Source organism: Streptomyces sp. NBC_00354 (assembly GCF_036106915.1).
In the GTDB taxonomy this organism is placed as follows: domain Bacteria; phylum Actinomycetota; class Actinomycetes; order Streptomycetales; family Streptomycetaceae; genus Streptomyces.
Window position 1 is genome coordinate 4,395,718 of sequence record NZ_CP107983.1, and the last position, 21,893, is coordinate 4,417,610.

The window sequence follows — 21,893 nt, forward strand, 5'->3', positions numbered from 1 at the left end:
TCATGGATGCCGTATCTGAGGATCTTGAACTGCTTTCCGCGACCCGGCGAGCGCTGCGGCACAGGATCGCCGTCGCGCAGAGCGAGGGACGAGCGCCGTCGGTGGTGGCGGCCGTGGCCCGCGGCGGCGAGCTGGTCTGGGAGGGCTCCCGGACCTCCGTGGAGGGGCACGGGCCCGACGGGAACGTGCAGTACCGGATCGGGTCGATCAGCAAGACCTTCACCGCTGTTCTGGTGATGCGGCTGCGTGACGAGGGCCTGCTGCAGCTCGAGGACCCGCTGGAGAAGCACCTGCCCGGGACGGGCGCCGGCGAAGTGACCATCGCCCAACTACTGGCCCACACCGGCGGTTTGGCGGCGGAGACGCCGGGCGAGTGGTGGGAGCGCACGCCCGCCGCGCTGCGCCCCGGGCTTGACGATGTGCTGGGCGAAGAGCCGTTCCGCTTCCGGCCCGGCAGGCGGCACCACTACTCCAACCCGGGCTACACGCTGCTGGGTTCGCTCGTGGAGGCCGTACGCGGGAAGCCGTGGGAAGAGGTGCTCCGGGCCGAGGTCCTGGAGCCGCTGGCTCTGGAGCGTACGACGGGGCAGCCGCAGGCTCCGCACGCGGGCGGCTGGGCGGTGCACCCGTGGGCCGACGTGATGATGCCCGAGCCGCTGGAGGATCTGGGGCTGATGGCCGCGGCCGGGCAACTCTGGTCCACGACACGTGACTTGGCGCGGTTCGCCGTGTTCCTCGCCCGTGGCGACGAGCGGGTGCTGAGCGCGGAGAGCGTACGGGAGATGCGGACGCCGGCCTCTCCGCCGGAGCCCGGTTTCGCCGAGCTCGGCTACGGGCTCGGCGTGCAGCTGGCCGACAGCGGCGGGCGCAGGCTCGCCGGCCACAGCGGATCCCTCCCGGGGTTCGTGGCGGGGCTGTGGCTGAGCGAGGCGGACGACGTGGCGGCCGTGGTGCTGGCGAACTGTACGTCGGGGCTGCCCGCCGCGACGGTGGCCGCGGACCTGGTGGCCATCGTCGCGGACGCGGAGCCGCGGTTCCCGCAGCCCTGGCGGCCGTTCCGGGAGGCCGATCCGGTCGCCCTGGAGCTGTGCGGCCCCTGGTACTGGGGTACGTCGGTGCAGGTGCTGAGGCTGAAGGCGGACGGGCTTTTGGAACTCGCCCCGGTGGGCGCGACGGGCCGGTCGGCCCGGTTCCGGGCCGAGCCCGACGGCAGTTGGACCGGACTCTCCGGCTACTACGCGGGGGAGACGCTGCGGGCCGTCCGGCGCGAGGACGGTTCGGTCAGCCACCTCGACCTGGGTTCGTTCGTGTTCACGAGAGAGCCGTACGACGCCCAGGCCCCGGTGCCCGGCGGGGTGGACCCGCAGGGCTGGCGGGGCATCGGCTAGCGCTCGGCCGGCAGGCTCAGGCGACGAGTTCGCGCTCCAGCGGGGTGCGGAAGCGCGGGGTGACCCGGGCGTCGCCCACCCACCGGGCGAGGCCGGCCGCCTCGGCCGTGATCGCCTCCTCGGCGGCGCTGCCGGGGTCGGCCAGCAGCCGCCAGACGATCTCGCCGTCCGCGCGCTGGGCCCAGCCGCCGACGATCTCGCCGTTCCACCAGACCGTGGGGCCGATGTTGCCGGCGTAGTCGAAGAGGGCGGTGCGGTGGGCGGGGTCGAGGTGGAAGCCCCGGTCGGCCCAGCCCATGCCGCTGGGGTCGAGTCCGGGCAGCAGCGCGGCCCAGGGCTCCGGGGCAGGTTCGGGCGCGGTGTCGCCGGGGCTGACCAGGGCGGTGCTGCCGTCGTCGAGACGGACCTGGTCGGGGCCGACGGCGGCGAGGGCCTTGCGGACGTCGGTGAGGGTCCAGCCCGTCCACCACTTGAGGTCCGCCTCGGTGGCCGGACCGTAGGCGTGCAGCCAGCGCCGGGCGATCTCGGCGCGGGCCTCGGCTGCGGGCACGGCGGGCCAGGGCTCGGTGTGTACCCAGCGGAACTGGCTGGAGGTCCACGATCCGCGCGGCTGGTCACGGCGGATCTGGCCGTCGGCGGCCAGCAGCCGGATGACACGGGTGGCGACGCCGGTCTCGGCCTCGTACTTCTTGCCCCGACCGATGGTGATCTTCTCGCGCAGTGCGGGCACGGCCGCCGAGAGCTGGCTGCCGGTGCAGGGGCCGCCGGTGTCAAGGGCGTCGAGTGCGGCGGTCTCGGCCCGGGCCAGCCAGGCTGCATCGAGACCCTGGCCGTCCTCGTCGAGGTGCTTGAGGAAGGTACGGCGCTCCTTGACGGCGATGCCCCGGGCGGTCGAGGCGTCCACGTACGGGGCGAGTTCCGTGGAGACGGCGAAGAGCGTATTGCGCATGCTGAGCAGCCGGACGAGCGAGACGTCCTCGTAGAGCGCCCGCTCGACGGCGGCGGGGCCGCCCTCCGTGAGCCGGGCGCGGGCGGACAGGAACACGGTCGCGGCGTCGGTGGCGTGCAGCGCCACGACGGCGTCCGCAGCCTGGGCGACCGTGGCCGCATGCGCCGACGGAGCCAGGCGGTGCCTGCGGCCGAGCCGGTGGCGACGCTCGGCGGTGGTGACGAGAGGGAGGCTGGGGCTCATCCTCCCGATCGTAGGCCGGGCCACCGACGCCGGCCCGGCCTTCCGTACGGGCGATCAGAGAGAGAGCTTGAACCCGACGTGGGACGCGGTGAACCCGAGCCGCTCGTAGAAGCGGTGGGCGTCGGTACGGGTCACGTCCGAGGTGAGCTGGACGAGTTGGCAGTTCTCACGGCGTGCCCGCTCGACGGCCCATTGGATGAACCGGGTGCCCAGGCCGCTGCTGCGCTCGTCGGCGTGGACGCGGACTCCTTCGATGATCGCGCGGGTGGCTCCCTTGCGGGAGAGTCCGGGGACGATGGTGAGCTGGAGCGTGCCCACGACGCGGTCCTCGCGGACCGCCACGACCACGTGCTGGTGGGGGTCGTCGGCCAGACGTTTGAAAGCCTCCACGTACGGGGTCAGGTCGTCGGGGGATTCACGGGTGGCGCCGAGGGGGTCGTCCGCGAGCATGGCGACGATGGTGGGCAGGTCCTCCTCGGTGGCGGGGCGGATGGCCGGTTCGTCGGGGTCGGTCATGGAGGCGTCCTTTCTCAGCCTGCTGCAACGGTGAGCGGGGCCCAGCGGCGGGTCCAGTCGCCGGGGAGACCGGGGATGTCGCGGGTCATGACGGCGTTGAAGGCGACGGAGCCGAGGCCGCGGTCCTTGAGCCAGGTCAGGAGCTCCTCGTGGCGTACGTCGATGTCGGTCCGCAGGGGCCGGTCGGTGACGGCGGCGAGAGCGGTGACGAGTGCCTGGGCGCCGGCCGTGTCACGGGCGATCAGCGGGCCGATGACGTGGGTCTCCATGTTGGGCCAGATCGCGGCATAGCCGACGAGCTCGCCCCGGCCGTCCTCGGCGACCAGCAGCCGGTCCGCGAAGGCGGGAAGCCGCGTGATCATGTGGGTCCGGTCGGTACCGAAGACCTCGGTGTCCAGGCGGAGGATCCGCGGGATGTCCTCGCCGGTCGCCGGCCGGACCGCCACGGAGCCCGGTTCCGGAGCCGGAGCCGCGGGGTCTTGGCGGAACGTGCCCCGGACCATTTCCGCGCGGCCCGTGGTGTCGAAACCGAGCTCCTCGTAGAGGGGGCGGCCGTAGGGAGTGGCATGCAGGGTGAGCGGGACGCCCTTGAGGAGGTCGTTGCAGATGTACGTCATCAGACGGCGGCCCAGGCCCTGGCGGGCATAGCGCTCGGCGACGAGGACCATTCCGATGGCGGCCAGTTCCGGGCCGGCGTGGGTATGGCCGTACGAGGTGACGACGCAGGCGGCGGCGAGCCCCTGTCCGTCGGGGGCATCGATGCCGTAGCCGCTGCCCGCGGCGAGGAGCAGCCCCCACTTGTGGTCCTCGCGCGGCCACCCGCGGTCTTCGGACAGGTCGGCGCAGTGGCGGAGGTCGTCCACGGTCAGCGCACGGATCGGCAGGTCGGTCAGGTGTGGTGGTGTCACCGGCCCAGAGTGGATCACCGGATGGAGGGCGTCCAGAGGATTTGGGGAGCATGTTTCACGTGAAACATCCCCCGGCCACCGCGGGGAGGCTCCTCGCGGGACCAGGCGATGTTTCACGTGAAACATCGCCTTCCTGTCCCGGCCACGGCCGGGAGGTGCCCGCGGTGAAATGAACCGGCTAGCCTCGTCTGCCATGACCCTCCTGCACTTTTTCGATCTCGACGGGACGCTGATGTACGGCTCGGCGGCGCCGGTCGAGATCTCCCGACAGCTCGGCCTGAGCGCGGAGATCGCCGAATTGGAGCGATCGTTCGGAGCGCGGGAGATCGGGCCGCACGAATTCTCGGTGGCGGCACATGCGCTGTGGGCGGGGCTGACGCCCGCACATGTCCGGGCGGCGTTCGACGGAGCTCCCTGGCTGGCGGGGATTCGCGAGGTGTGGCGGGAGATCAGGGAGCGCGGGGACTACTGCGCGGTGATCTCGCTGTCGCCGTCGTTCTTCGTGGAACTGCTGCTGGAGTGGGGCGCGCATGCCGCACACGGCTCGGTCTTCCCGGAGGTGCCCTTCACCCGGCCCGTGGACGCGAACGGGATCCTGACGCCCGAGGGCAAGGTCACGGTGGCGGACCGGCTGTGCGCGCAGTTCGGGGTGAGCCGGGCCGACTGTGTCGCGTACGGGGATTCGTCGACCGACGCCGTGCTGTTCGAGGCCGTTTCGGTGTCGGTGGCAGTCAACGCGCGGCCGTATCTGGCGGAGCGGGCGACGTATGTCTACGAGGGCCGGGACCTGCGAGAGGCGTATCAGCTGGTCGGGGCGGCCCGCCCGGAAGTCCAAGCATCTTAGGAGGAAAGTGGGTTCGAAACGCGGATTTTCCGCGTTTCCCCGCGGGTGGTTGGGGCGGCTGGCAGGCTTTGAGGCCCGGAACCACGGATTCGAAGGCCGTGGCGTGCTTACCGACCGAGATGTTCGAAGCGAGGCACCGCATGGACGCTCCGCCCACCAGATCGGCCAGACGGACGGCCCGGATACAGTCCGGGGGCGGTGCGCTCGAGCCCTCCCCGGACGCGGTGCTGATCCGCCGGACCCTCGAGGAAATCGCACCGATCGCCGACAAGGTGACCTCGTACTTCTACGCCCTGGTGTTCACGGGGCACCCGGAGGTGCGGGGCATGTTCCCGGCCGCCATGGACGCACAGCGCGACCGACTCCTGAAGGCGCTGCTGACCGCCGCCGAGCACATCGACAACCCGGACGTGCTCGTGCCCTATCTGCGCCGACTGGGCACCGGGCACCGCAAGTACGGCACGGCGGCAGGGCACTATCCGGTGGTGGGCGAGGCCCTGATCGGCGCCTTGGCCCGGTACGCGGAACACAGCTGGGGGCCGGAGGCACAGGCCGCATGGGTGCGGGCCTACACCGCGATGTCCCAGATCATGATCGACGCGGCGGCGGAGGACCAGGTGAAGACCCCTGCGTGGTGGCACGCGGAGGTGGTCTCGCACGATCTGCGCACCCCGGACATCGCGGTGCTGACGGTCCGCCCCGATCAGCCCTACTCCTTCCTGGCGGGCCAGTACACGAGCCTGGAGACCCCCTGGTGGCCCCGGGTATGGCGGCACTACTCGTTCGCCTCGGCCCCGCGCGCCGACGGACTGCTGTCCTTCCACGTCAAGGCCGTTCCGGCGGGCTGGGTCTCCAATGCGCTGGTGCGTCACGCCCGGCCCGGCGACGTGCTGCGGCTCGGGCCGCCGGCCGGGTCGATGGTGGTGGACCACACCACCGACAACGGGATGCTGTGCCTGGGCGGCGGTACCGGCATAGCCCCGATCAAGGCGCTGATCGAGGACGTGGCGGAGCACGGTGAGCGCCGCCCGGTGGAGGTGTTCTTCGGGGCGCGCAGTGACGGCGACCTGTACGACAAGGACACCCTGCTGGGTCTGCAGCGTTCGCATCCGTGGCTGTCGGTGCGCCCGGTGGTCTGCGAGGGCCTGGCGGGGCAGCTGCCCCAAGCGGTCGGTGAGCACGGGCCCTGGAGCTCGTACGACGCGTTCATCTCGGGGCCGCCTGCGATGATCCGCAGCGGTGTCGACGAGCTCAAGCGGATCGGGATCCCTGGGGACCGGATCCGCTTCGACGCGGTCGAGGAGCTGGTGGGCGCGGCCGGCTGAGACCCGGGCCGACACGGCCCGGGCCGAGGTCAGCCCAGGTCGGGGGCGTGCATGGCGCGCACCCCCTCGATGTTGCCGTCGAGGTAGTGGCGCAGGGACAGCGGGACGAGATGGACGGCGGCGATGCCGACCCGGCTGAAGGGCACGCGCACGATCTCGTACTCGCCTTCGGGCTCGTCGACTTCGGGGCCGTGCCGCTGACTGGGGTCCATGGACTCGAGGTGGCAGACGAAGAAGTGCTGCACCTTCACTCCGGTCACTCCGCCGTCGGCGATGTGCTCGACGGTGTCGACGAAGCAGGGCACCACATCGGTGATCTTCGCGCCGAGTTCCTCGTGGATCTCTCGGTGGAGGGCGTCGACGACGGTGGCGTCCGAGGACTCCACTCCCCCGCCGGGGGTGAGCCAGTACGGGTCGACGCCGGGCTTGGTGCGTTTGATGAGGATCAGGTCGCCACCGTCGAGCAGGATCGCGCGAGCGGTGCGTTTGACCACGGGACGTTCGGTCATGGGAGAAGAGTGGCCCAGACTGCGGTGTCTGAAACGCTTGTCGGCGAAACGCGCCGCACGCCGGAAGCGGAGGCTCACCAGTGCGCGGCGGCGAGCAGCAGTCGGTCGTGCGCACGGGCGAGGTGGGCGAGGGCGAGGCTGCCGGCCCGTACGACGAGGAACCAGGTGCGCAGCGGCGGTACGGGCGGCTCGAGCAGGGCGACGATCTGCCCGCGGTCGAGGGCGTCCTGGCACAGATATCGAGGCAGGACGGCGAGTCCGGCGCCGGCCCGGACGCATTCCAGTACGGCCCTGAGGTCGGGGGCGACGACGGTGGCGGCATCGGGCCGGGTCCCGGGGCGGGTCTCGAAGACCGCGGCCCAGTAGCGGGCGACGAGCGGCAGGGTCTCGTGGACCTCGACGAGCGGAATGCCGTCGAGGGCGGCAGGGCCGGTCTCGCGCAGCCGGTCCGGATCGACGAGGGCGGCCCAGTAGGGCGCGGCGACCAGGACGTGCTCCTCGTCGCACAGGGCGGTCGTGCTGAACAGCCCGCCGCGCGGCCGGGCGGTGGTGACGACGAGGTCGTGGTGGCCGGCGGCGAGCCCGTCGAGGGCCTCCTCGGCGCCGGTCTGCAGGACGGTGCGCAGGGTGTGGCCCTGGCCGACGAGCGGTGCGAGAGCGGGCAGGACGCGCAGGCACAGGAATTCGGGGGGACCGGCGACGTGCAGGGTGCGTGACGTACCGGCCGCCTCCCGCTCCGCCTCGGTGATCCGCAGCAGGGCGTCGAGGTGCGGGGCGGCCTTGTGGGCGAGTTCGTCGCCGACGGCGGTGGGGGTGACCCCGCGGGCCCTGCGGTGGAACAGCGGCCGTCCCAGCTGGCGTTCGAGGGTGCGGATCTGGGACGTGACGGCGGGCTGGGACAGCCCGAGCAGTGCGGCGGCCCGGGTGAACGAGCCCGCCCGGTGCACGGCGACGAAGGTGCGCAGCAGGGCCAGGTCCATGAAGGCCCCTCTCGGTGGGGGCCTTCAACTATAAATATGCCGATAGGCCCCTGTCGTTACCGTGATTGGACTCTGACGCTGGGTCAACTAGCCTTGGGCGCGTGGTTCTTCGCGCGCAGAACCCGGGCGGTCCGAGCCACTAGGGGGGAGGCTCGGACCGCTCCATGTCTGCTGCCGCTCAGGCGCCGGCGCCCGCGGCGTCGAGGGCGCGCAGCACGTCCGTGACCAGGTCCCCGGTGTCCTCGGCCCCGGCGGACAAGCGGATGAAACCCTCCGGGACGGGGTCGCCGCCCCACCGTCCGCGCCGCTCCGCGGTGGACCGTACGCCGCCGAAGCTGGTGGCGTCCTCGACCAGGTGCAGGGCGGCCATGAAGCGTTCGGCGTGCGCGCGGTCGGGCAGGGTGAAGGAGACGACCGATCCGAAGCCCCGCATCTGCCGGGCGGCCGTCTTGTGCGACGGGTCCGCCGGCAGCCCCGGGTAGCGCAGCCCGGTCACGTCCGTACGGTCGGCCAGCGACTCGGCGACGGCCAGCGCGTTGGCCCACTGGCGCTGGGCGCGCAGCTGGATCGTGGCCAGGGAGCGGTGGGCGAGCCAGGCCTCCATCGGGCCCGGGATCGCACCAACGATCTTGCGCCAGCGCCGGACGGCGGCGGCGAGTCCCGGGTCGCGGCAGACGACGTAGCCGAGCAGGAGGTCGCCGTGGCCGGTGAGGCCCTTGGTGCCGCTGGCGACGGAGAAGTCCGCGCCGAGTTCCAGGGGCCGCTGGCCGAGCGGGGTGGCGAGGGTGTTGTCGACGGCAACCAGGGTGCCGCCCGCGTGCGCGGCCTCGACCAGTCGCCGTACGTCGCACACGTCGAGCCCGGGGTTGGAGGGGGTCTCGATCCACAGCAGCCTGGCCCCGTCGAGGACGGCGAGCTGCCCGTCGTCGCCGGTCGGGGCGGTGCGGACGCGGATCCCGTACGCCTCCAGCTGCTCGCGGACCAGCGGCAGCGCCTGGTAGCCGTCGTCGGGCAGGACGACGGTGTCCCCGGTGCGGGCCTGGGAGAGCAGGACGGCGGAGACCGCGGCCATGCCGGACGCGAAGACGATGGTGTCCACGCCGTCCTGGCCGGGGGCTTCGAGCTCCCCGATGGCCCGTTCCAGCAGGGTCCAGGTGGGGTTGGTGTCGCGGCCGTAGGTGTACGGGCCCTCGACGTCGCCGGGGAGGTGGAAGTGGGCGGCGAAGACGGGTCCGGGCAGGGGAGGTTCGTTCTTGACGGGCTCGGGCAGTCCGGCACGCACGGCCCGGGTTCCGTCGCCGAGCCCGTCCGCCGTGGCGGCCCTGGCCGCTGCTCTTGCTGCCTGGTCGGCGTGGTCGTTCACGCGGTGTGCTCCTTCACTGCCTCGCGTACGGCGTCCAGCAGGCCCGCACTCGCCGCCTCGACGAGCTCCAGGCACAGTTCGAACCCGTCGAGGGAGCCGTAGTAGGGATCCGGTACGTCGGTCTCCGCGGCCGTGGCCGCCGGGTCGTACGACCGCAGCAGCCGTACCTTGGCGGCGTCCTCGGGGGTGGGTGCGAGCGCCCGCAGGTCCCGCAGGTGCCCGGCGTCGAGCGCTATGACGAGGTCGAGACCGGCGAACCACGAGGCCCGGAACTGCCGGGCCCGGTGGGTCTGCTCGTACCCGGCGGACTCGAGGACGGAGACGGTGCGCGGATCGGCGCCGTCCCCCTCGAACCAGCCGCCGGTGCCGGCGCTGTCCACCTCGACGAGAGCATCGAGTCCGGCCTCGGTGACGCGGGCGCGGAAGACGGACTCGGCCATGGGCGAGCGGCATATGTTGCCCGTGCAGACGAAGCACACGCGATACATGGGCGGTCCGTTCAGTTCTTGTCGGGCAGGGCCATGTTCACGGCCCAGGAGACGACGGAGATGATCAGGCCGCCGACGAGCGCGGTCCAGAAGTTGTCGACGTGGAAGCTGAGGTCGAGCTGCGTGGCCAGCCAGGAGGTCAGCAGCAGCATCAGGGCGTTCACGACGAGGGTGAACAGTCCGAGGGTGAGGACGAACAGGGGCAACGAGAGGAGCTTCACCAGGGGCTTGACAATGATGTTGACCAGGCCGAAGACCAGTGCGACCAGGATCAGCGCGAGGGTCCTGCGGCCCAGGGAGCTGTGGTCGTCGAGCGTGATGCCGGAGAGCAGCCAGATGGCGACGGCCAGGGCTGCGGCGTTCGCGAGCGTCTTGACTACGAAATTCGTCATGTGTCTGATCGTGGCAGAGAAGATCCCGGTGGGACATCAGCAGATCAGCGGATGCCAGGGAACGCGAGAGAGCAAGGGGCACAACGAAGATGAAGGCCTTCCGGCTGGACGAGCTCGAGGCGGAGCGGCTCGCGAACGACGGCGCCTATCTGCAGTTCCTGCGCGAACGGAACATGTCGGTCGGGCTGTACGCGCTCGACGCCGGGCAGAGCGACCCGCAGCAGCCGCACCGCCAGGACGAGGTGTACTTCGTGGTGAGCGGCCGCGCCTCGATCACGGTCGGGGAGGAGACGACGACGGTGGCCCGCGGCAGCGTCGTCTACGTCCCGGCCGGGGTGGTGCACAAGTTCCACCACATCACCGAGGACCTGCGGGTACTTGTGGTGTTCTCCCCGCCGGAGGCATAGCCGGGGGCCCCGGACCGAGGGTCGGACCCCTGGTCCCCCTAGGGGGCGGATCAGGGGACTCCGGGGGCTCGAGGGCCCCCGGGCGCCTTCGCGGCCTCCTAGCATCGAGAGCAGGAAGTCACGGCTCAGGAAGAGGTTGAGGACATGGACGGCATCCGACAGACATTCGCAGGCATGCCCTGGTGGGTTAAGTGGGTCGCGATCCCGCTTCTGGTGCTCTTCGTCTTCGGCGGTGTCATCACCAGCATCCTCGGTGCCCTGATCGGGTTCGCCTTCAAGCTGCTGCTCTTCGCCGGCCTCGTCGGCGGCCTGGTCTTCCTTGTGAAGAAGTTCAGCGGCAGCGGTACGAAGTCCTCGTCCGGCGACTGGTAGGCCCCGGGGTCAAGCCCGGGGATTAACCCAGGCGGGGGAACGTGAGGTGGCAAACCGCTCACACCGCGGGAATCGGCGGATAGAGTGGCAATCTGTGCCGTTCCCCTGGGCCGAAGGCCGGTAATGCCGCCCTGACCTGCGGCTATCTCCAGTACCGGCTGAGCATCACCTCCAGGAACCACGGCATGTGCGGGGGCGGCCCCCGCAGGGCGGGCCCTCCCAAGGCCCGCCGCCACGCCTGGGGGTGAGCTTTGTCTTCGGTTCACAATGCCGGTGTGCCAACGCTGATCGGTTCGGTGCAGCGAGCGTTGAGACTGCTCGAAGCAGTGGGCTCCCACAGCGAGGGAGCCCCGGCGAAACAACTGGCGCGCGAGGCCGGGCTCCCGCTCCCCACCGCGTACCACCTGCTGCGCACGCTCACCCACGAGGGCTATCTGCGGCGCGAGGGCGGAGTGTTCGTTCTCGGTGCCGCCGCAGGCCGGCTCGCGGGCGGCGGACTGCAGCAGAAACGTCGCAGCATGATCCTCGACTCTCTCGCGCACTTCCGCGACGCGGTCGGGGCCCCCGTCTACTTCGCGGTGTTCCGCGACGGTGAGATCGAGCTCGTGGGCGTTTCGGACACCCCGGCCAGTCCTGCCGTCGAGGAGTGGGCCGATTTCCGGGCGACCGGCCATGCGCACGCCATCGGGCAGTGCCTGCTGGCCCAGCTGGACGAGGAGACGCGCAAGGACTACTACGACCGGCACCCGGTCGAGGCCGTCACCCGGTACACCGTCCGAGACCAGCGCGCCCTGGAGGACCGGATCGGGTCCCTCGGTCGCATGCAGCCGGTTACGGAGCGTCAGGAGTACGCGCTGGGCACGGTGTGTGCAGCCATCCCCATCACTGCCGGCGATACCGCCGCAACCATGGCGATTTCACTCCCTTTGCACCAGGAGGAACGATTGCTGTGTGTGGTTGATCGGCTACGGAGTGAAGTAGGCGCGCTGTTGAGCACCCTCTCGTTCTCTATCAGTATCTGAAAACTCACTCCTTGTGATCTGCAAGCGCGTCCACCACCCTTGTCAAGAGGGCCCTGGGGGATCATTCCTGGCCACTTCCACTACAGCGGGGTAGTCAATGCGCGAGTCGGTACAGGCAGAGGTCATGATGAGCTTCCTCGTTTCCGAGGAGCTCTCGTTCCGGATCCCGGTGGAACTCCGGTACGACACCCGTGACCCCTACGCGGTGCGCCTGACGTTCCACCTTCCCGGAGACGCGCCCGTGACCTGGGCGTTCGGCCGGGAGCTCCTCCTCGACGGCATCAACAAGCCGTGCGGTGACGGCGATGTGCACATCGCCCCCACCGACCCCGAGGAACTGTCCGACGTCCACATCCGGCTCCAGGTCGGCTGCGACCGGGCTCTGTTCCGCGCCGGCGCCGCGCCGCTCGTGGCGTTCCTCGACCGCACCGACCGGCTTGTTCCGCTCGGTCAGGAGCGCAACCTCGGCGACTTCGAGGACAACCTCGACGAAGCGCTGGACAGGATCCTGGCCGAGTCGCGGCAGAACGAGCAGAACGCGGGCTGAACGGACCGGACGCGCCGAGCTGCCCCGGGCCCCCGAGTACCCCGGGTCTCTCAGCGCTTGCGCCGCCGTCCCCGGCCCCCGCGGACCGGCCCCGAGGCCGCCGCTCCAGCAGGGGATCCCGGCCGGTCGGCAGAAACCACCAGCGCGGCAAGCGCCGTTGTCACCGGGACCGAGGCCACCAGGCCGATCGACCCGACGAGTGTCCGTACGATCTCCTCCGCGACCAGTTCGCTGTTGGCCACCGAACCCATGCTGCTGTTCGCGATCGAGAACAGCAGCAGCAGGGGCAGCGCCGCGCCCGCATAGGCCAGTACCAGGGTGTTGACCACCGAGGCGATGTGGTCGCGGCCGATCCGGATGGCCGCACGGTACAAGGAGCGAGACCCCATCGACGGGTCGGCCTGGTGGAGTTCCCAGACCGCCGAGGTCTGGGTGACCGTCACGTCGTCGAGCACACCCAGCGATCCGATGATCACGCCTGCAAGCAGCAGACCGCTCATGTCGATGTCCGGGTAGAGCCCGTGGATCAGCCCGGTGTTGTCGTCGGTGTTGCCGCTCAGAAACGCCCAGTCGACGAACACCGAGCCCAGCAAACCGATCAGCAGCAGCGAGATGAGCGTTCCCAGGACGGCGACTGACGTACGGGCACTCAGACCGTGGCACATGTAGAGCGCGATGAGCATGATGGCGCTGGCGCCGACGACCGCGACGAGCAGCGGGTTCGAACCCTGCAGGATCGCCGGGAGGATGAAGAGCGTCAGCACGCCGAAGCTGACGGTCAGCGCGATCAGCGCGAACAGGCCGCGCATCCGGCCGACCACGACGACCGCCACCGCGAAGACGGCGGCCAGCACCGCCAACGGCAGTTTGCGGTTCACGTCGATCACGGAGTACTGGAGATCCCGGGGCGCGTCCGGCGCGTACGCGACGACCACCTCCTGGCCGTTCTCCAACTGCCGTGGGGCGCCCGGCTGGACGATCTCGAAGAAGGTACGGCCCTTGTCGGGTCCGGTGGTGACCTCGATGGTGGCCTTCTTGCACTCGCCGGTCTGCGCGGCCTGTGCCTCGCGGCCCTCCGGGGTGGAGGGGCTGCCGGTGGTGGGCGGCACCTGTGAGGCGTTCACGGACTTGCAGTCGACCTGTTCGAGCGCGACGACCCTGCCCTGCTGGGTCTGCCGGTCGAAGCCCACCCCGGAGCGCTCGTGGGCGGGGGCGCCGCCCGGCCAGAGCACCACCATGCCGACGAAGACGGCGGCGGCGAAGGGGATCAGTACGGCCGCGATGACCTTGCGCAGGTGCTTCGAGACGGGTGCCGCCGGCCCGTGGCCGTGGGAATGACCATGGGAGTGGCCCTGGGACGGGTCGTGCGACGGGCCGTGGTCATGCCCGGGGGCCGCGCGTGCGTGGTCGTTGTGACCCGTGGGCTCGGTGGGCGTGGAGGGAGGCTGCGGCGAGGACGTCACCGGCAGATCATCGCAAGAGTTGAGGGGGCCCACTGTTCAGCACGCCACAGATGACGCTAGCGTGGGGGCACCTTTGCACAACGCGGGAGCTCGGAGCACCGGGCTGAGAGGGCGCTGATCACCGTACGCGCAGCACACATGCGTACGGGAAGAGGCTGCGTCGACCGCCGAACCTGTTACCGGGTAATGCCGGCGTAGGGAGATCAGGTCTCATGACCATTCAGGACGCACGCACGCCTGCCGTCAGCCAGGACGCCGACGGCCGGACAGAGCGCCAGCCGGGCTGGCACAAGGGCTACGTGGCAGGCTCCCGCCCCGACATCCGGGTGCCGGTCCGCCAGGTCCACCTCACCAACGGCAAGGACGTGACGCTCTACGACACGTCCGGGCCGTACACCGACCCGCAGATCGAGACCGACGTGCGGCGCGGCCTGCCGCCGCTGCGCGAGAACTGGATCATCGGCCGCGGCGACACCGAGGAGTACGCGGGCCGTCCCGTGCGCCCCGAGGACGACGGCATCAAGCACACCTCGCCGCGCGGTGGTCTGAAGAACCTCGACGCGGTCTTCCCGGGCCGCCCCCGCCAGCCCCGCCGCGGTCGTGGCGGCGCCGCCGTCACGCAGCTCGCGTACGCCCGCCGCGGTGAGATCACCCCGGAGATGGAGTACGTCGCGATCCGCGAGAACGTATCCCCCGAGGTCGTCCGCGAGGAGATCGCCGCAGGTCGCGCCGTGCTTCCCGCGAACGTGAACCACCCGGAGATCGAGCCGATGATCATCGGCAAGCGGTTCCTGGTGAAGGTCAACGCCAACATCGGCAACTCCGCCGTCACCTCCTCCATCGAGGAGGAGGTCGACAAGATGACCTGGGCGACCAAGTGGGGCGCCGACACGGTCATGGACCTCTCGACCGGCCGCAACATCCACACCACCCGTGAGTGGGTGCTGCGCAACTCCCCCGTGCCGATCGGCACCGTGCCGCTGTACCAGGCGCTCGAGAAGGTCGACGGCCGCGCCGAGGACCTGACCTGGGAGATCTACAAGGACACGGTCATCGAGCAGGCCGAGCAGGGCGTCGACTACATGACGGTCCACGCCGGCGTGCTGCTGCCGTACGTGCCGCTGACCGCCCGCCGCAAGACCGGCATCGTCTCGCGCGGCGGATCGATCATGGCCGCGTGGTGCCTGGCGCACCACAAGGAGAACTTCCTCTACACGAACTTCGAGGAGCTCTGCGAGATCCTCGCGACGTACGACGTCACGTACTCGCTGGGCGACGGCCTGCGCCCCGGCTCCATCGCGGACGCCAACGACGCGGCGCAGTTCGCGGAGCTGAAGACGCTGGGCGAGCTGAACACGATCGCCAAGCGGCACAACGTGCAGACCATGATCGAGGGCCCGGGCCACGTCCCGATGCACAAGATCAAGGAGAACATCGACCTCCAGCAGGAGATCTGCGAGGAGGCGCCGTTCTACACGCTCGGCCCGCTGACCACGGACGTCGCCCCGGCGTACGACCACATCACCTCGGGCATCGGCGCCGCGATGATCGCCTGGTGGGGCACCGCGATGCTCTGCTACGTCACGCCCAAGGAGCACCTGGGCCTGCCCAACCGTGACGACGTGAAGACCGGCGTCATCACGTACAAGATCGCCGCCCACGCGGCGGACCTGGCCAAGGGCCACCCGGGCGCCCAGGAGTGGGACGACGCCCTTTCGGACGCGCGGTTCGAGTTCCGCTGGGAGGACCAGTTCAACCTGGCCCTCGACCCGGATACGGCCCGTGAGTTCCATGACGAGACGCTCCCGGCCGAGCCGGCCAAGACCGCGCACTTCTGCTCCATGTGCGGTCCGAAGTTCTGCTCGATGAAGATCTCCCAGGACATCCGCCGTGAGCATGGCGGAGACCTGAAGGCAGATGAGATCGAGGCGGGCATGGCGGAGAAGTCCGCCGAGTTCGCGGCGAGCGGCAACCGGGTGTACCTCCCGCTGGCGGACTGACCCGACGGCCGCGGTGGCGCTGCTCCGGGGAGGAGGAGGGGACTCCCCGGAGCAGCGTCCCGGGGCCGGAACTGCTTGCGCTGGAGTGCACTCCAACTCCTACAGTGCGGCCCCATGACCATGAGATACCGCAGTCTGGGTGGGACCGGCATAGAGGTCAGCGCACACTGCCTCGGCACGATGATGTTCGGATCGGTGGGGAACCCGGACCACGACGAGTGCGCGAGGATCATCCACGCCGCACTCGATCAGGGCATCAACTTCGTCGACACCGCGGACATGTACTCCGCCGGGGAGTCCGAGGAGATCGTCGGCAAGGCGCTCAAGGGGCGGCGCGACGATGTCGTGCTCGCCACCAAGGTCCACTTCCAGATGGGGGAGGGGCGCAACCGCAGCGGGAACTCGCGGCGGTGGATCGTGCAGGCCGTCGAGGACAGTCTGCGGCGGCTGGACACCGACTGGATCGACCTCTACCAGGTGCACCGGCCCGACCACTCGACGGACGTCGAGGAGACCCTGTCGGTCCTCGGAGATCTGGTGAGGGCGGGCAAGATCCGTGCTTTCGGCTGCTCCACCTTCCCCGCCGAGGAGATCGTCGAGGCGCATCACGTCGCCGAGCGGCGGGCTCTTCCGCGGTTCCGGACGGAGCAGCCTCCGTACTCGATCCTTGCGCGCGGGGTGGAGGCCTCCGTGCTGCCGGTCGCCCGCCGGTACGGGATGGGCGTACTGACCTGGAGCCCGCTTGCCTCCGGCTTCCTGAGCGGCAAGTACCGGCTCGGCGCGCCCGTCGACATGAGCTCGGGGAGGGCCGCTCTGACTCCCGCGCGCTTCGACCCGGCGATCCCCGGCAACGTCGCGAAGCTGGAGGCCGTGGAACAGCTCCTCGAGCTCGCCGACGGCATCGGCTGCACGCTGCCCGAGCTGGCGGTCGCCTTCCCGGTCGCGCATCCCGCAGTCACCTCGGTGATCATCGGTCCGCGGACCATGGACCAGCTGAACTCGCTGGTCAAGGGTGCTGGACTGGTCCTCGACGACGCGGTGCTGGACCGGATCGACGAGATCGTGCCGCCGGGGACGAACCTCTACCACCCGGACGGCGTGTGGCGCCCGTCGGCCCTGACCGACACCGCGCAGCGGCGGCGGGCCCCCGGGGACCGGTCGGCGGGCTAGGCGGTGTCTTGGCCCCGTTCGGCGCGATGTTTCACGTGAAACAGGGACGGACTGCCCATCGAGGCTGTCAGGACGACTCGGTCTCCGGGCCGCCGAAGTCGGGGCTGGTGAAGTCCGGAGGCGTGTAGCCGGGCCGGGGTCCCTGTGACGGGGATCCGGGGCTGGTGAAGTCGGGCCGGGTGTATCCCAGGTTGGGGATGCGCCCGGCCTTCGGCGTGCGGGGAGCGGGATACACGGGCCCCGCGCTCGGATCGGCCAGCGCGTCGCGCAGGAACGGCAGGATGCCCCGCTCCAGCAGGGCATGCCGCCAGGCCTCGCGGGCCTGCGCGAGCTCGTCGGGTATCGCTCCGTCCCCGGCCACGACCTCCGTCGCGCGGTTGCGGACGGCCGTCACCAGCAGCCCGATCACCGCGAACAACAGGGAGACCACCGTCAGCGCGCCGAAGAGCCAACCCGCCGTCAGCATCGTGTCGGCGAAGGCCGGTTCGGGCTCGATCGCCTTCAGGACGTAGCCCACCAGCAGGAAGATCAGCATCGCGGTGCCCGCCAGAACCGGGGCGAGCACCGCGACCACGGCGCTGACCCCGGCGCCGTCGTCGCCCTCGTCCTGCCCGGAACTCCTGTCGGCAACTGCCGATCCGGGGGTGGACAGGGCCTCGTCGCGCCGTTCCCCACGGAGTTTCACGTAGTGGTCGTACTCGGCCGCGGCCGCGGCCGTCAGCAGCGCGCTGGCCCCGACGGCCATCGTGCGCAGTTGTTCGGCGTTCAGGCGTTCGCCGAGAGCGGCGAGCTCGGGCCGTTCGTGTGCGGTACGCAGCGCCTCGTCGAGGAGGCGATCGAACTCGGGTCGGTCTTCGGTCAGCAGGTGCGGAGCGCTGTTCATGTGCATCCCCCGATGCTCCGTGGGGACCGGTTTGCCCGCGTAGACCCGGGCGCCGGCACAAACGGAGGAGAGCCTGCTACGGATAGGGCGATGGTAGAGCGCCCATGCCACGCCGTGACAGGGGCTTTCCTGAAATTACCCCCCTTCTGATAACCCTCAGTCGTTCAGCGGGAGTTGCACGACCAGCAGTTTGCCCGCCATCGTGACCCCGCCGTCCATGGCGATCGCGAGCCCTTCCGCATACACGTGCGGTCCGGTCACGGCCTCCGGGCCGCGGGACTCGTCGCCGTTCTCGGTGCCCACCTCGCCCAGCAGGTACGGGATCGGGCTGTGCCCGTGCACGACCCGGCCGCCGCCGTAGGTGTCGAGGAGTTCGCGTACGGCCTGGGGTCCGGTCTCCTCGTCGCGGAAGGCGAACCGCTTGGTGAACTTGCGGAAGAGGTCCCAGGTGATGTCGGCGTCGTTGCGGTTGAGCAGCTCGTGGATGGTGTCGTTGACGTCCTCGATGGAGTCGCCGTAGTCGAGGTACGCGGTGGTGTCGGAGTGCAGCAGCAGGTGCCCGTCCTCCAGCACGGCCGCGTCCAGCCGCGACATCCACTGCAGGTGCACGTCCTCCAGGCGCTCCATGTCGGTGCGCTGGCCGCCGTTGAGGAGCCAGGCGGCCTGGAAGGTGGCGGTGCCGGCGCCCGAGGCGACAGGGGTGTCGCCGAACCGCTTGGCGCCGATGAGCAGCAGCTCGTGGTTGCCCATGAGGGCCTTGCAGTAGCCGCCTGAGGCGGCGGCTTCGGCGGACAGCCGCATGACGAGGTCGATGACGCCGATCCCGTCGGGCCCGCGGTCGGTGAAGTCGCCGAGGAACCAGATGCGTGCGTTGCCGGCCGACCAGCGGCGGTCGGCGTCGATGAGGCCCTGCGCATGGAGTTCGGTGACGAGCTCGTCCAGATAGCCGTGGACGTCGCCGACGACGTACAGAGGCCCGGGGCCCGCGGCCGCGGGCTCCTGGGGGATGTACTGGACCTGGACAGTGTCACCCGGCCCACCGCGGCCGATGATCGGCAGATCGCGGTGCGTGGGGGTGTAGCCCTCGTCGAGCTCGTCCTCATCGGCCGGTCCGCCCGCGGCGGGCGCCTGGCCCGGGGGCGGCGGCGCGGGCACGGACGCACCCTCCCCGTAGTACGCGGGGTACTCGCCGTACACGGGGGCTTCGTCGGGAAGCCCGCCGGGCACGCCGTACGGGACGGGCTCGGTGACCGGAACTCGGAAGTCCCGCAGCGTCTCCGTCCGCATCGCGGGTCCCTGACCGGCCCCCTGAGTCATCGACCCCTCCACCACCGTCGCGCTGCCGTACACCTGCGGACCCTCCTGACCTCCGGGGAGGAGGGTCCGTGATGTCGTGCGCCCATCATAGGAATGCGGCTCGCGCTCTGTGACGCACCAGGGGTGGTGAATCCTGGGCGGAACCAATAGTTCCTGCCGCTTTCTCCCGAAATAGGTGTTGCTGAAATCCTCGGCGGGGCCGTCGGCCCCGCCGGTTTCGCGGTGTGGCGGTCAGTCCTTGGCCGGTGACCGGGGCGGACTGACGGTCGTACGGGGCTGCCTGCGCTGCGAGGAGGTACGGACGATCAGCTCGGTCGGGACGACCTGTTGGACGGGACGCCCGGTGTCGACCCCCTCGATGGCGTCGATGAGCAACTGCACGACGGCGGTGCCGATGCGGCGCGGTTTGAGGGAAAGGGTGGTGATGGGCGGTTCGGTGTTGGCGTACACGGTGGACTCGCTGCAGCACACGAGCAGCAGGTCCTCGGGGACGCGCAGGCCGTAGCGCCGGGCGGCGGCGAGCAGGTCGGTCCCGTTGGGGTCGAACAGCCCGTAGACGGCGTCGGGCCGGTCGGGCCGGGCCAGCAGCCGGTCCGCGGCGACGGCGCCGGCGCACGGGTCGTGGGCGGGGTAGGACTCGTAGACGGGGTCCTGGCCGACGCGCTCGCACCAGCTGAGGTAGGCGGTGGTGGAGAGCCGGGTGTAGGTGTCGGTGGTGGTGCCGGTCAGCAGCCCGATACGGCGGGCGCCGGCGGCGGCGAGGTGGTCGAGCAGGTTGAGTACGGCTGCCTCGTGGTCGTTGTCGACCCAGGCGGTGACGGGGAGGGAGCCGGCCGGGCGGCCGTCGGAGACGACGGGGAGGCCTTGGCGGACCAGTTCGGTGACGACGGGGTCGTGGTCGGAGGGGTCGATGACGACGGTGCCGTCGAGGGCCACGTTGGACCACACGTCGTGTCGGGAGGTGGCGGGGAGGATGACGAGGGCGTAGCCGCGGGCGAGCGCGGCAGAGGTGGCGGCCCTGGCCATCTCGGCGAAGTAGGCGAATTCGGTGAAGGTGAAAGGTTCATCCCCGTACGTCGTCACGGTCAGACCGATGAGGCCCGACTTGCCGGTACGGAGGGTGCGGGCCGCGGCGGAGGGGCGGTAGCCCAGCCGGTCGGCGACCTCGCGAACGTGGCGGCGGGTGGCGTCCGGCAGCCGCCCCTTGCCATTGAGCGCGTCGGAGACGGTTGTGATCGAGACGCCCGCTGCGGCGGCCACGTCCCTGATGCCGGCCCGGCCCTGTCGGCCGGCGGCCCGCCGGGTGGTCTCGGTCCGGCTCACCTGATGCTTCCCTGCTGCTGTCATGGCGAGCCGATAGTAGGGCTCGGCGGGGTGGGTGGTCCGGGTGCATATGCACGCGTTGACAGGCACGTTTCTGCATGGTTCGCCACCCCCAATGACCTTGGAATTAAAGGCATTTGAGCGCGGAGGGTGAGCGGGGCGTTTGTCGGCGGGTACGGGCATGCCAAAGCGGTGTGGTCTCGGGCCGGTCTCAACTCACCTGTACGAGGGATGCGCGCCACGGCGTGGGCCACCGGCGTGTGCATATATGCGTGCGCTCCCCCGCAATTCTGGCGCCGCCATTTTCGGAAGAGCGGAATCCTCATAAGGTGAGCAGTATTGAGTCGACGGCGACGTCGTACGGGACGGTCGAGGAGGACCTGCGGTGAGCGAGAAGAGCCCGAAGCTGCGCGCCGAGCTGGACGGCATTCCCACCTACAAGCCCGGGAAGCCCGCTGCCGCGGGCGGGCCCGTCGCTTACAAGCTGTCCTCGAACGAGAACCCGTACCCGCCGCTGTCCGGGGTGCTGGAGACTGCGGTCGCGGCGGCAGGACAGTTCAACCGCTACCCCGACCTGGCCTGCACGGTCCTGGTGAACGAGCTCGCCGAGCGGTTCGGGGTGCCGGTCGAGCACATCGCCACCGGCACGGGTTCGGTGGGCGTGGCCCAGCAGCTGGTCCAGTCGACGGCCGGCCCGGGCGACGAGGTCATCTACGCCTGGCGGTCCTTCGAGGCCTACCCGATCGTCACGCAGATCTCGGGTGCGACGGCCGTGCAGGTCCCGCTGACCGACGGGGACGTGCACGACCTCGAGGCGATGTTCGACGCGATCACCGAGCGGACCCGGCTGATCTTCGTCTGCAACCCCAACAACCCCACCGGCACCGCCGTGCGCCGTGACGAGCTGGTGCGGTTCCTGGACCGGGTGCCCTCGGACATCCTGGTGGTGCTGGACGAGGCGTACCGCGAGTTCGTCCGCGACGTCGAGGTGCCGGACGGCATCGAGCTCTACCGGGGCCGCCCGAACGTCTGCGTGCTGCGTACGTTCTCCAAGGCGTACGGGCTGGCCGGCCTGCGCGTCGGCTTCGCGGTGGCGCACGAGCCGGTGGCGGCGGCGCTGCGCAAGACGGCGGTGCCCTTCGGCGTCAGCCAGCTCGCCCAGGACGCGGCGGTCGCCTCGCTGCGCGCCGAGGACGAGCTGATGGGCCGCGTCGGGGCGCTGGTGGGAGAGCGTGCACGGGTCTACAAGACGCTGCTCGGCCAGGGCTGGACCGTGGTGCCGGAGACGCAGGCGAACTTCGTGTGGATGCGGCTGGGGGAGCGGACCGCCGCGTTCGCGGCGGCCTGCGAGAAGGCCGGTGTGGTGGTCCGGCCCTTCGCGGGCGAGGGCCTGCGGGTCACGATCGGTGAGCCCGAGGCGAACGACATCTTCCTGCACACGGCGGAGGCGTTCTTCAAGGAGATGTAGCCCTCAGGGGCTACGC

General features: G+C 70.5%; 22 protein-coding genes. 10 read left to right on the forward strand and 12 right to left on the reverse strand.

Annotated elements, in window-relative coordinates; genetic code table 11:
- Positions 1-2 precede the first annotated feature (2 nt).
- On the forward strand, positions 3-1,388 hold the full coding sequence (locus tag OHT74_RS19940; protein WP_328620945.1) for a serine hydrolase domain-containing protein: 1,386 nt from the start codon (positions 3-5) through the stop codon (positions 1,386-1,388).
- A gap of 16 nt (positions 1,389-1,404) precedes the next feature.
- Here OHT74_RS19940 and OHT74_RS19945 read toward each other — a convergent pair whose 3' ends face one another.
- Genes OHT74_RS19945 through OHT74_RS19955 form a run of 3 tightly spaced genes read right to left on the reverse strand, consistent with a single transcriptional unit; the run spans position 1,405 to position 4,004 of the window.
- The gene (locus OHT74_RS19945; RefSeq protein ID WP_328620946.1) at positions 1,405-2,580 is read right to left on the reverse strand and encodes a winged helix DNA-binding domain-containing protein; all 1,176 of its coding nucleotides are present in this window, start codon (positions 2,578-2,580) and stop codon (positions 1,405-1,407) included.
- Positions 2,581-2,634: 54 nt separating this feature from the next.
- A complete protein-coding gene (locus tag OHT74_RS19950) occupies positions 2,635-3,096 on the reverse strand; it encodes a GNAT family N-acetyltransferase (RefSeq protein ID WP_328620947.1) in 462 nt (153 codons plus the stop codon).
- A gap of 14 nt (positions 3,097-3,110) precedes the next feature.
- Positions 3,111-4,004 (reverse strand): GNAT family N-acetyltransferase, encoded by an 894-nt coding sequence (locus OHT74_RS19955; protein ID WP_328620948.1) that lies wholly within the window; start codon positions 4,002-4,004, stop codon positions 3,111-3,113.
- Positions 4,005-4,197: 193 nt separating this feature from the next.
- On the opposite strand from OHT74_RS19955, the gene OHT74_RS19960 reads away from it, so the two are divergent.
- Entirely contained in the window at positions 4,198-4,848 is a 651-nt protein-coding gene (locus OHT74_RS19960) for an HAD family hydrolase (protein ID WP_328620949.1), read from the forward strand.
- Positions 4,842-6,173, forward strand: a complete 1,332-nt coding sequence (locus OHT74_RS19965; RefSeq protein WP_443047712.1) for a globin domain-containing protein — start codon at positions 4,842-4,844, stop codon at positions 6,171-6,173. The genes OHT74_RS19960 and OHT74_RS19965 overlap by 7 nt, the downstream gene beginning before the upstream one ends.
- 29 nt (positions 6,174-6,202) lie before the next feature.
- Here OHT74_RS19965 and OHT74_RS19970 read toward each other — a convergent pair whose 3' ends face one another.
- The 5 genes from OHT74_RS19970 to OHT74_RS19990 all read right to left on the reverse strand — a co-directional run bounded on the left by OHT74_RS19970 (position 6,203) and on the right by OHT74_RS19990 (position 9,905).
- A complete protein-coding gene (locus OHT74_RS19970; RefSeq protein WP_266665761.1) occupies positions 6,203-6,682 on the reverse strand; it encodes an NUDIX domain-containing protein in 480 nt (159 codons plus the stop codon).
- 74 nt (positions 6,683-6,756) lie between these two features.
- The gene (locus OHT74_RS19975) at positions 6,757-7,662 is read right to left on the reverse strand and encodes a LysR family transcriptional regulator (RefSeq protein WP_266665762.1); all 906 of its coding nucleotides are present in this window, start codon (positions 7,660-7,662) and stop codon (positions 6,757-6,759) included.
- Between the two features lie 178 nt (positions 7,663-7,840).
- Positions 7,841-9,025 carry a cystathionine gamma-lyase gene (locus OHT74_RS19980; RefSeq protein ID WP_328620951.1) on the reverse strand — a complete coding sequence of 395 codons (1,185 nt, stop codon included), beginning with the start codon at positions 9,023-9,025 and terminating at the stop codon, positions 7,841-7,843.
- The gene (locus tag OHT74_RS19985; RefSeq protein WP_328620952.1) at positions 9,022-9,513 is read right to left on the reverse strand and encodes a low molecular weight protein-tyrosine-phosphatase; all 492 of its coding nucleotides are present in this window, start codon (positions 9,511-9,513) and stop codon (positions 9,022-9,024) included. Before OHT74_RS19985 ends, OHT74_RS19980 begins: the two co-directional genes overlap by 4 nt.
- Before the next feature lie 11 nt (positions 9,514-9,524).
- Positions 9,525-9,905: a phage holin family protein gene (locus OHT74_RS19990; protein ID WP_266665765.1), complete on the reverse strand. Its 381-nt coding sequence runs from the start codon at positions 9,903-9,905 to the stop codon at positions 9,525-9,527.
- Between the two features lie 89 nt (positions 9,906-9,994).
- Here OHT74_RS19990 and OHT74_RS19995 point away from each other — a divergent pair, with 89 nt between their 5' ends.
- The 4 genes from OHT74_RS19995 (at position 9,995) to OHT74_RS20010 (ending at position 12,253) form a co-directional block, all read left to right on the forward strand.
- The gene (locus tag OHT74_RS19995) at positions 9,995-10,312 is read left to right on the forward strand and encodes a cupin domain-containing protein (protein ID WP_030153240.1); all 318 of its coding nucleotides are present in this window, start codon (positions 9,995-9,997) and stop codon (positions 10,310-10,312) included.
- Between the two features lie 144 nt (positions 10,313-10,456).
- The gene (locus OHT74_RS20000; protein ID WP_266665766.1) at positions 10,457-10,684 is read left to right on the forward strand and encodes a DUF5326 family protein; all 228 of its coding nucleotides are present in this window, start codon (positions 10,457-10,459) and stop codon (positions 10,682-10,684) included.
- Between the two features lie 251 nt (positions 10,685-10,935).
- Positions 10,936-11,706 (forward strand): IclR family transcriptional regulator, encoded by a 771-nt coding sequence (locus tag OHT74_RS20005; RefSeq protein WP_443047445.1) that lies wholly within the window; start codon positions 10,936-10,938, stop codon positions 11,704-11,706.
- Between the two features lie 97 nt (positions 11,707-11,803).
- Complete coding sequence (locus tag OHT74_RS20010; RefSeq protein ID WP_266627630.1) at positions 11,804-12,253, forward strand: SsgA family sporulation/cell division regulator; 450 nt, start codon at positions 11,804-11,806, stop codon at positions 12,251-12,253.
- Between the two features lie 50 nt (positions 12,254-12,303).
- On the opposite strand, the gene OHT74_RS20015 is transcribed toward OHT74_RS20010, so the two are convergent.
- A complete protein-coding gene (locus tag OHT74_RS20015; RefSeq protein ID WP_266665768.1) occupies positions 12,304-13,716 on the reverse strand; it encodes a YibE/F family protein in 1,413 nt (470 codons plus the stop codon).
- Positions 13,717-13,928: 212 nt separating this feature from the next.
- Between OHT74_RS20015 and thiC the strand changes: the two genes are divergently transcribed.
- Together thiC and OHT74_RS20025 are read left to right on the forward strand one after the other, a co-directional pair.
- Complete coding sequence (gene thiC, locus OHT74_RS20020; protein WP_266665769.1) at positions 13,929-15,716, forward strand: phosphomethylpyrimidine synthase ThiC; 1,788 nt, start codon at positions 13,929-13,931, stop codon at positions 15,714-15,716.
- A 120-nt stretch (positions 15,717-15,836) separates the two neighbouring features.
- The gene (locus tag OHT74_RS20025) at positions 15,837-16,886 is read left to right on the forward strand and encodes an aldo/keto reductase (protein ID WP_328623350.1); all 1,050 of its coding nucleotides are present in this window, start codon (positions 15,837-15,839) and stop codon (positions 16,884-16,886) included.
- A 67-nt stretch (positions 16,887-16,953) separates the two neighbouring features.
- On the opposite strand, the gene OHT74_RS20030 is transcribed toward OHT74_RS20025, so the two are convergent.
- The 3 genes from OHT74_RS20030 to OHT74_RS20040 form a co-directional block, all read right to left on the reverse strand.
- Entirely contained in the window at positions 16,954-17,775 is an 822-nt protein-coding gene (locus tag OHT74_RS20030; RefSeq protein WP_266995733.1) for a hypothetical protein, read from the reverse strand.
- Between the two features lie 150 nt (positions 17,776-17,925).
- On the reverse strand, positions 17,926-19,101 hold the full coding sequence (locus OHT74_RS20035) for a metallophosphoesterase (RefSeq protein ID WP_266672884.1): 1,176 nt from the start codon (positions 19,099-19,101) through the stop codon (positions 17,926-17,928).
- Between the two features lie 216 nt (positions 19,102-19,317).
- Entirely contained in the window at positions 19,318-20,433 is a 1,116-nt protein-coding gene (locus OHT74_RS20040; protein ID WP_266665771.1) for a LacI family DNA-binding transcriptional regulator, read from the reverse strand.
- A 361-nt stretch (positions 20,434-20,794) separates the two neighbouring features.
- On the opposite strand from OHT74_RS20040, the gene hisC reads away from it, so the two are divergent.
- On the forward strand, positions 20,795-21,877 hold the full coding sequence (gene hisC / locus OHT74_RS20045; RefSeq protein WP_266665772.1) for a histidinol-phosphate transaminase: 1,083 nt from the start codon (positions 20,795-20,797) through the stop codon (positions 21,875-21,877).
- Positions 21,878-21,893 lie beyond the last annotated feature (16 nt).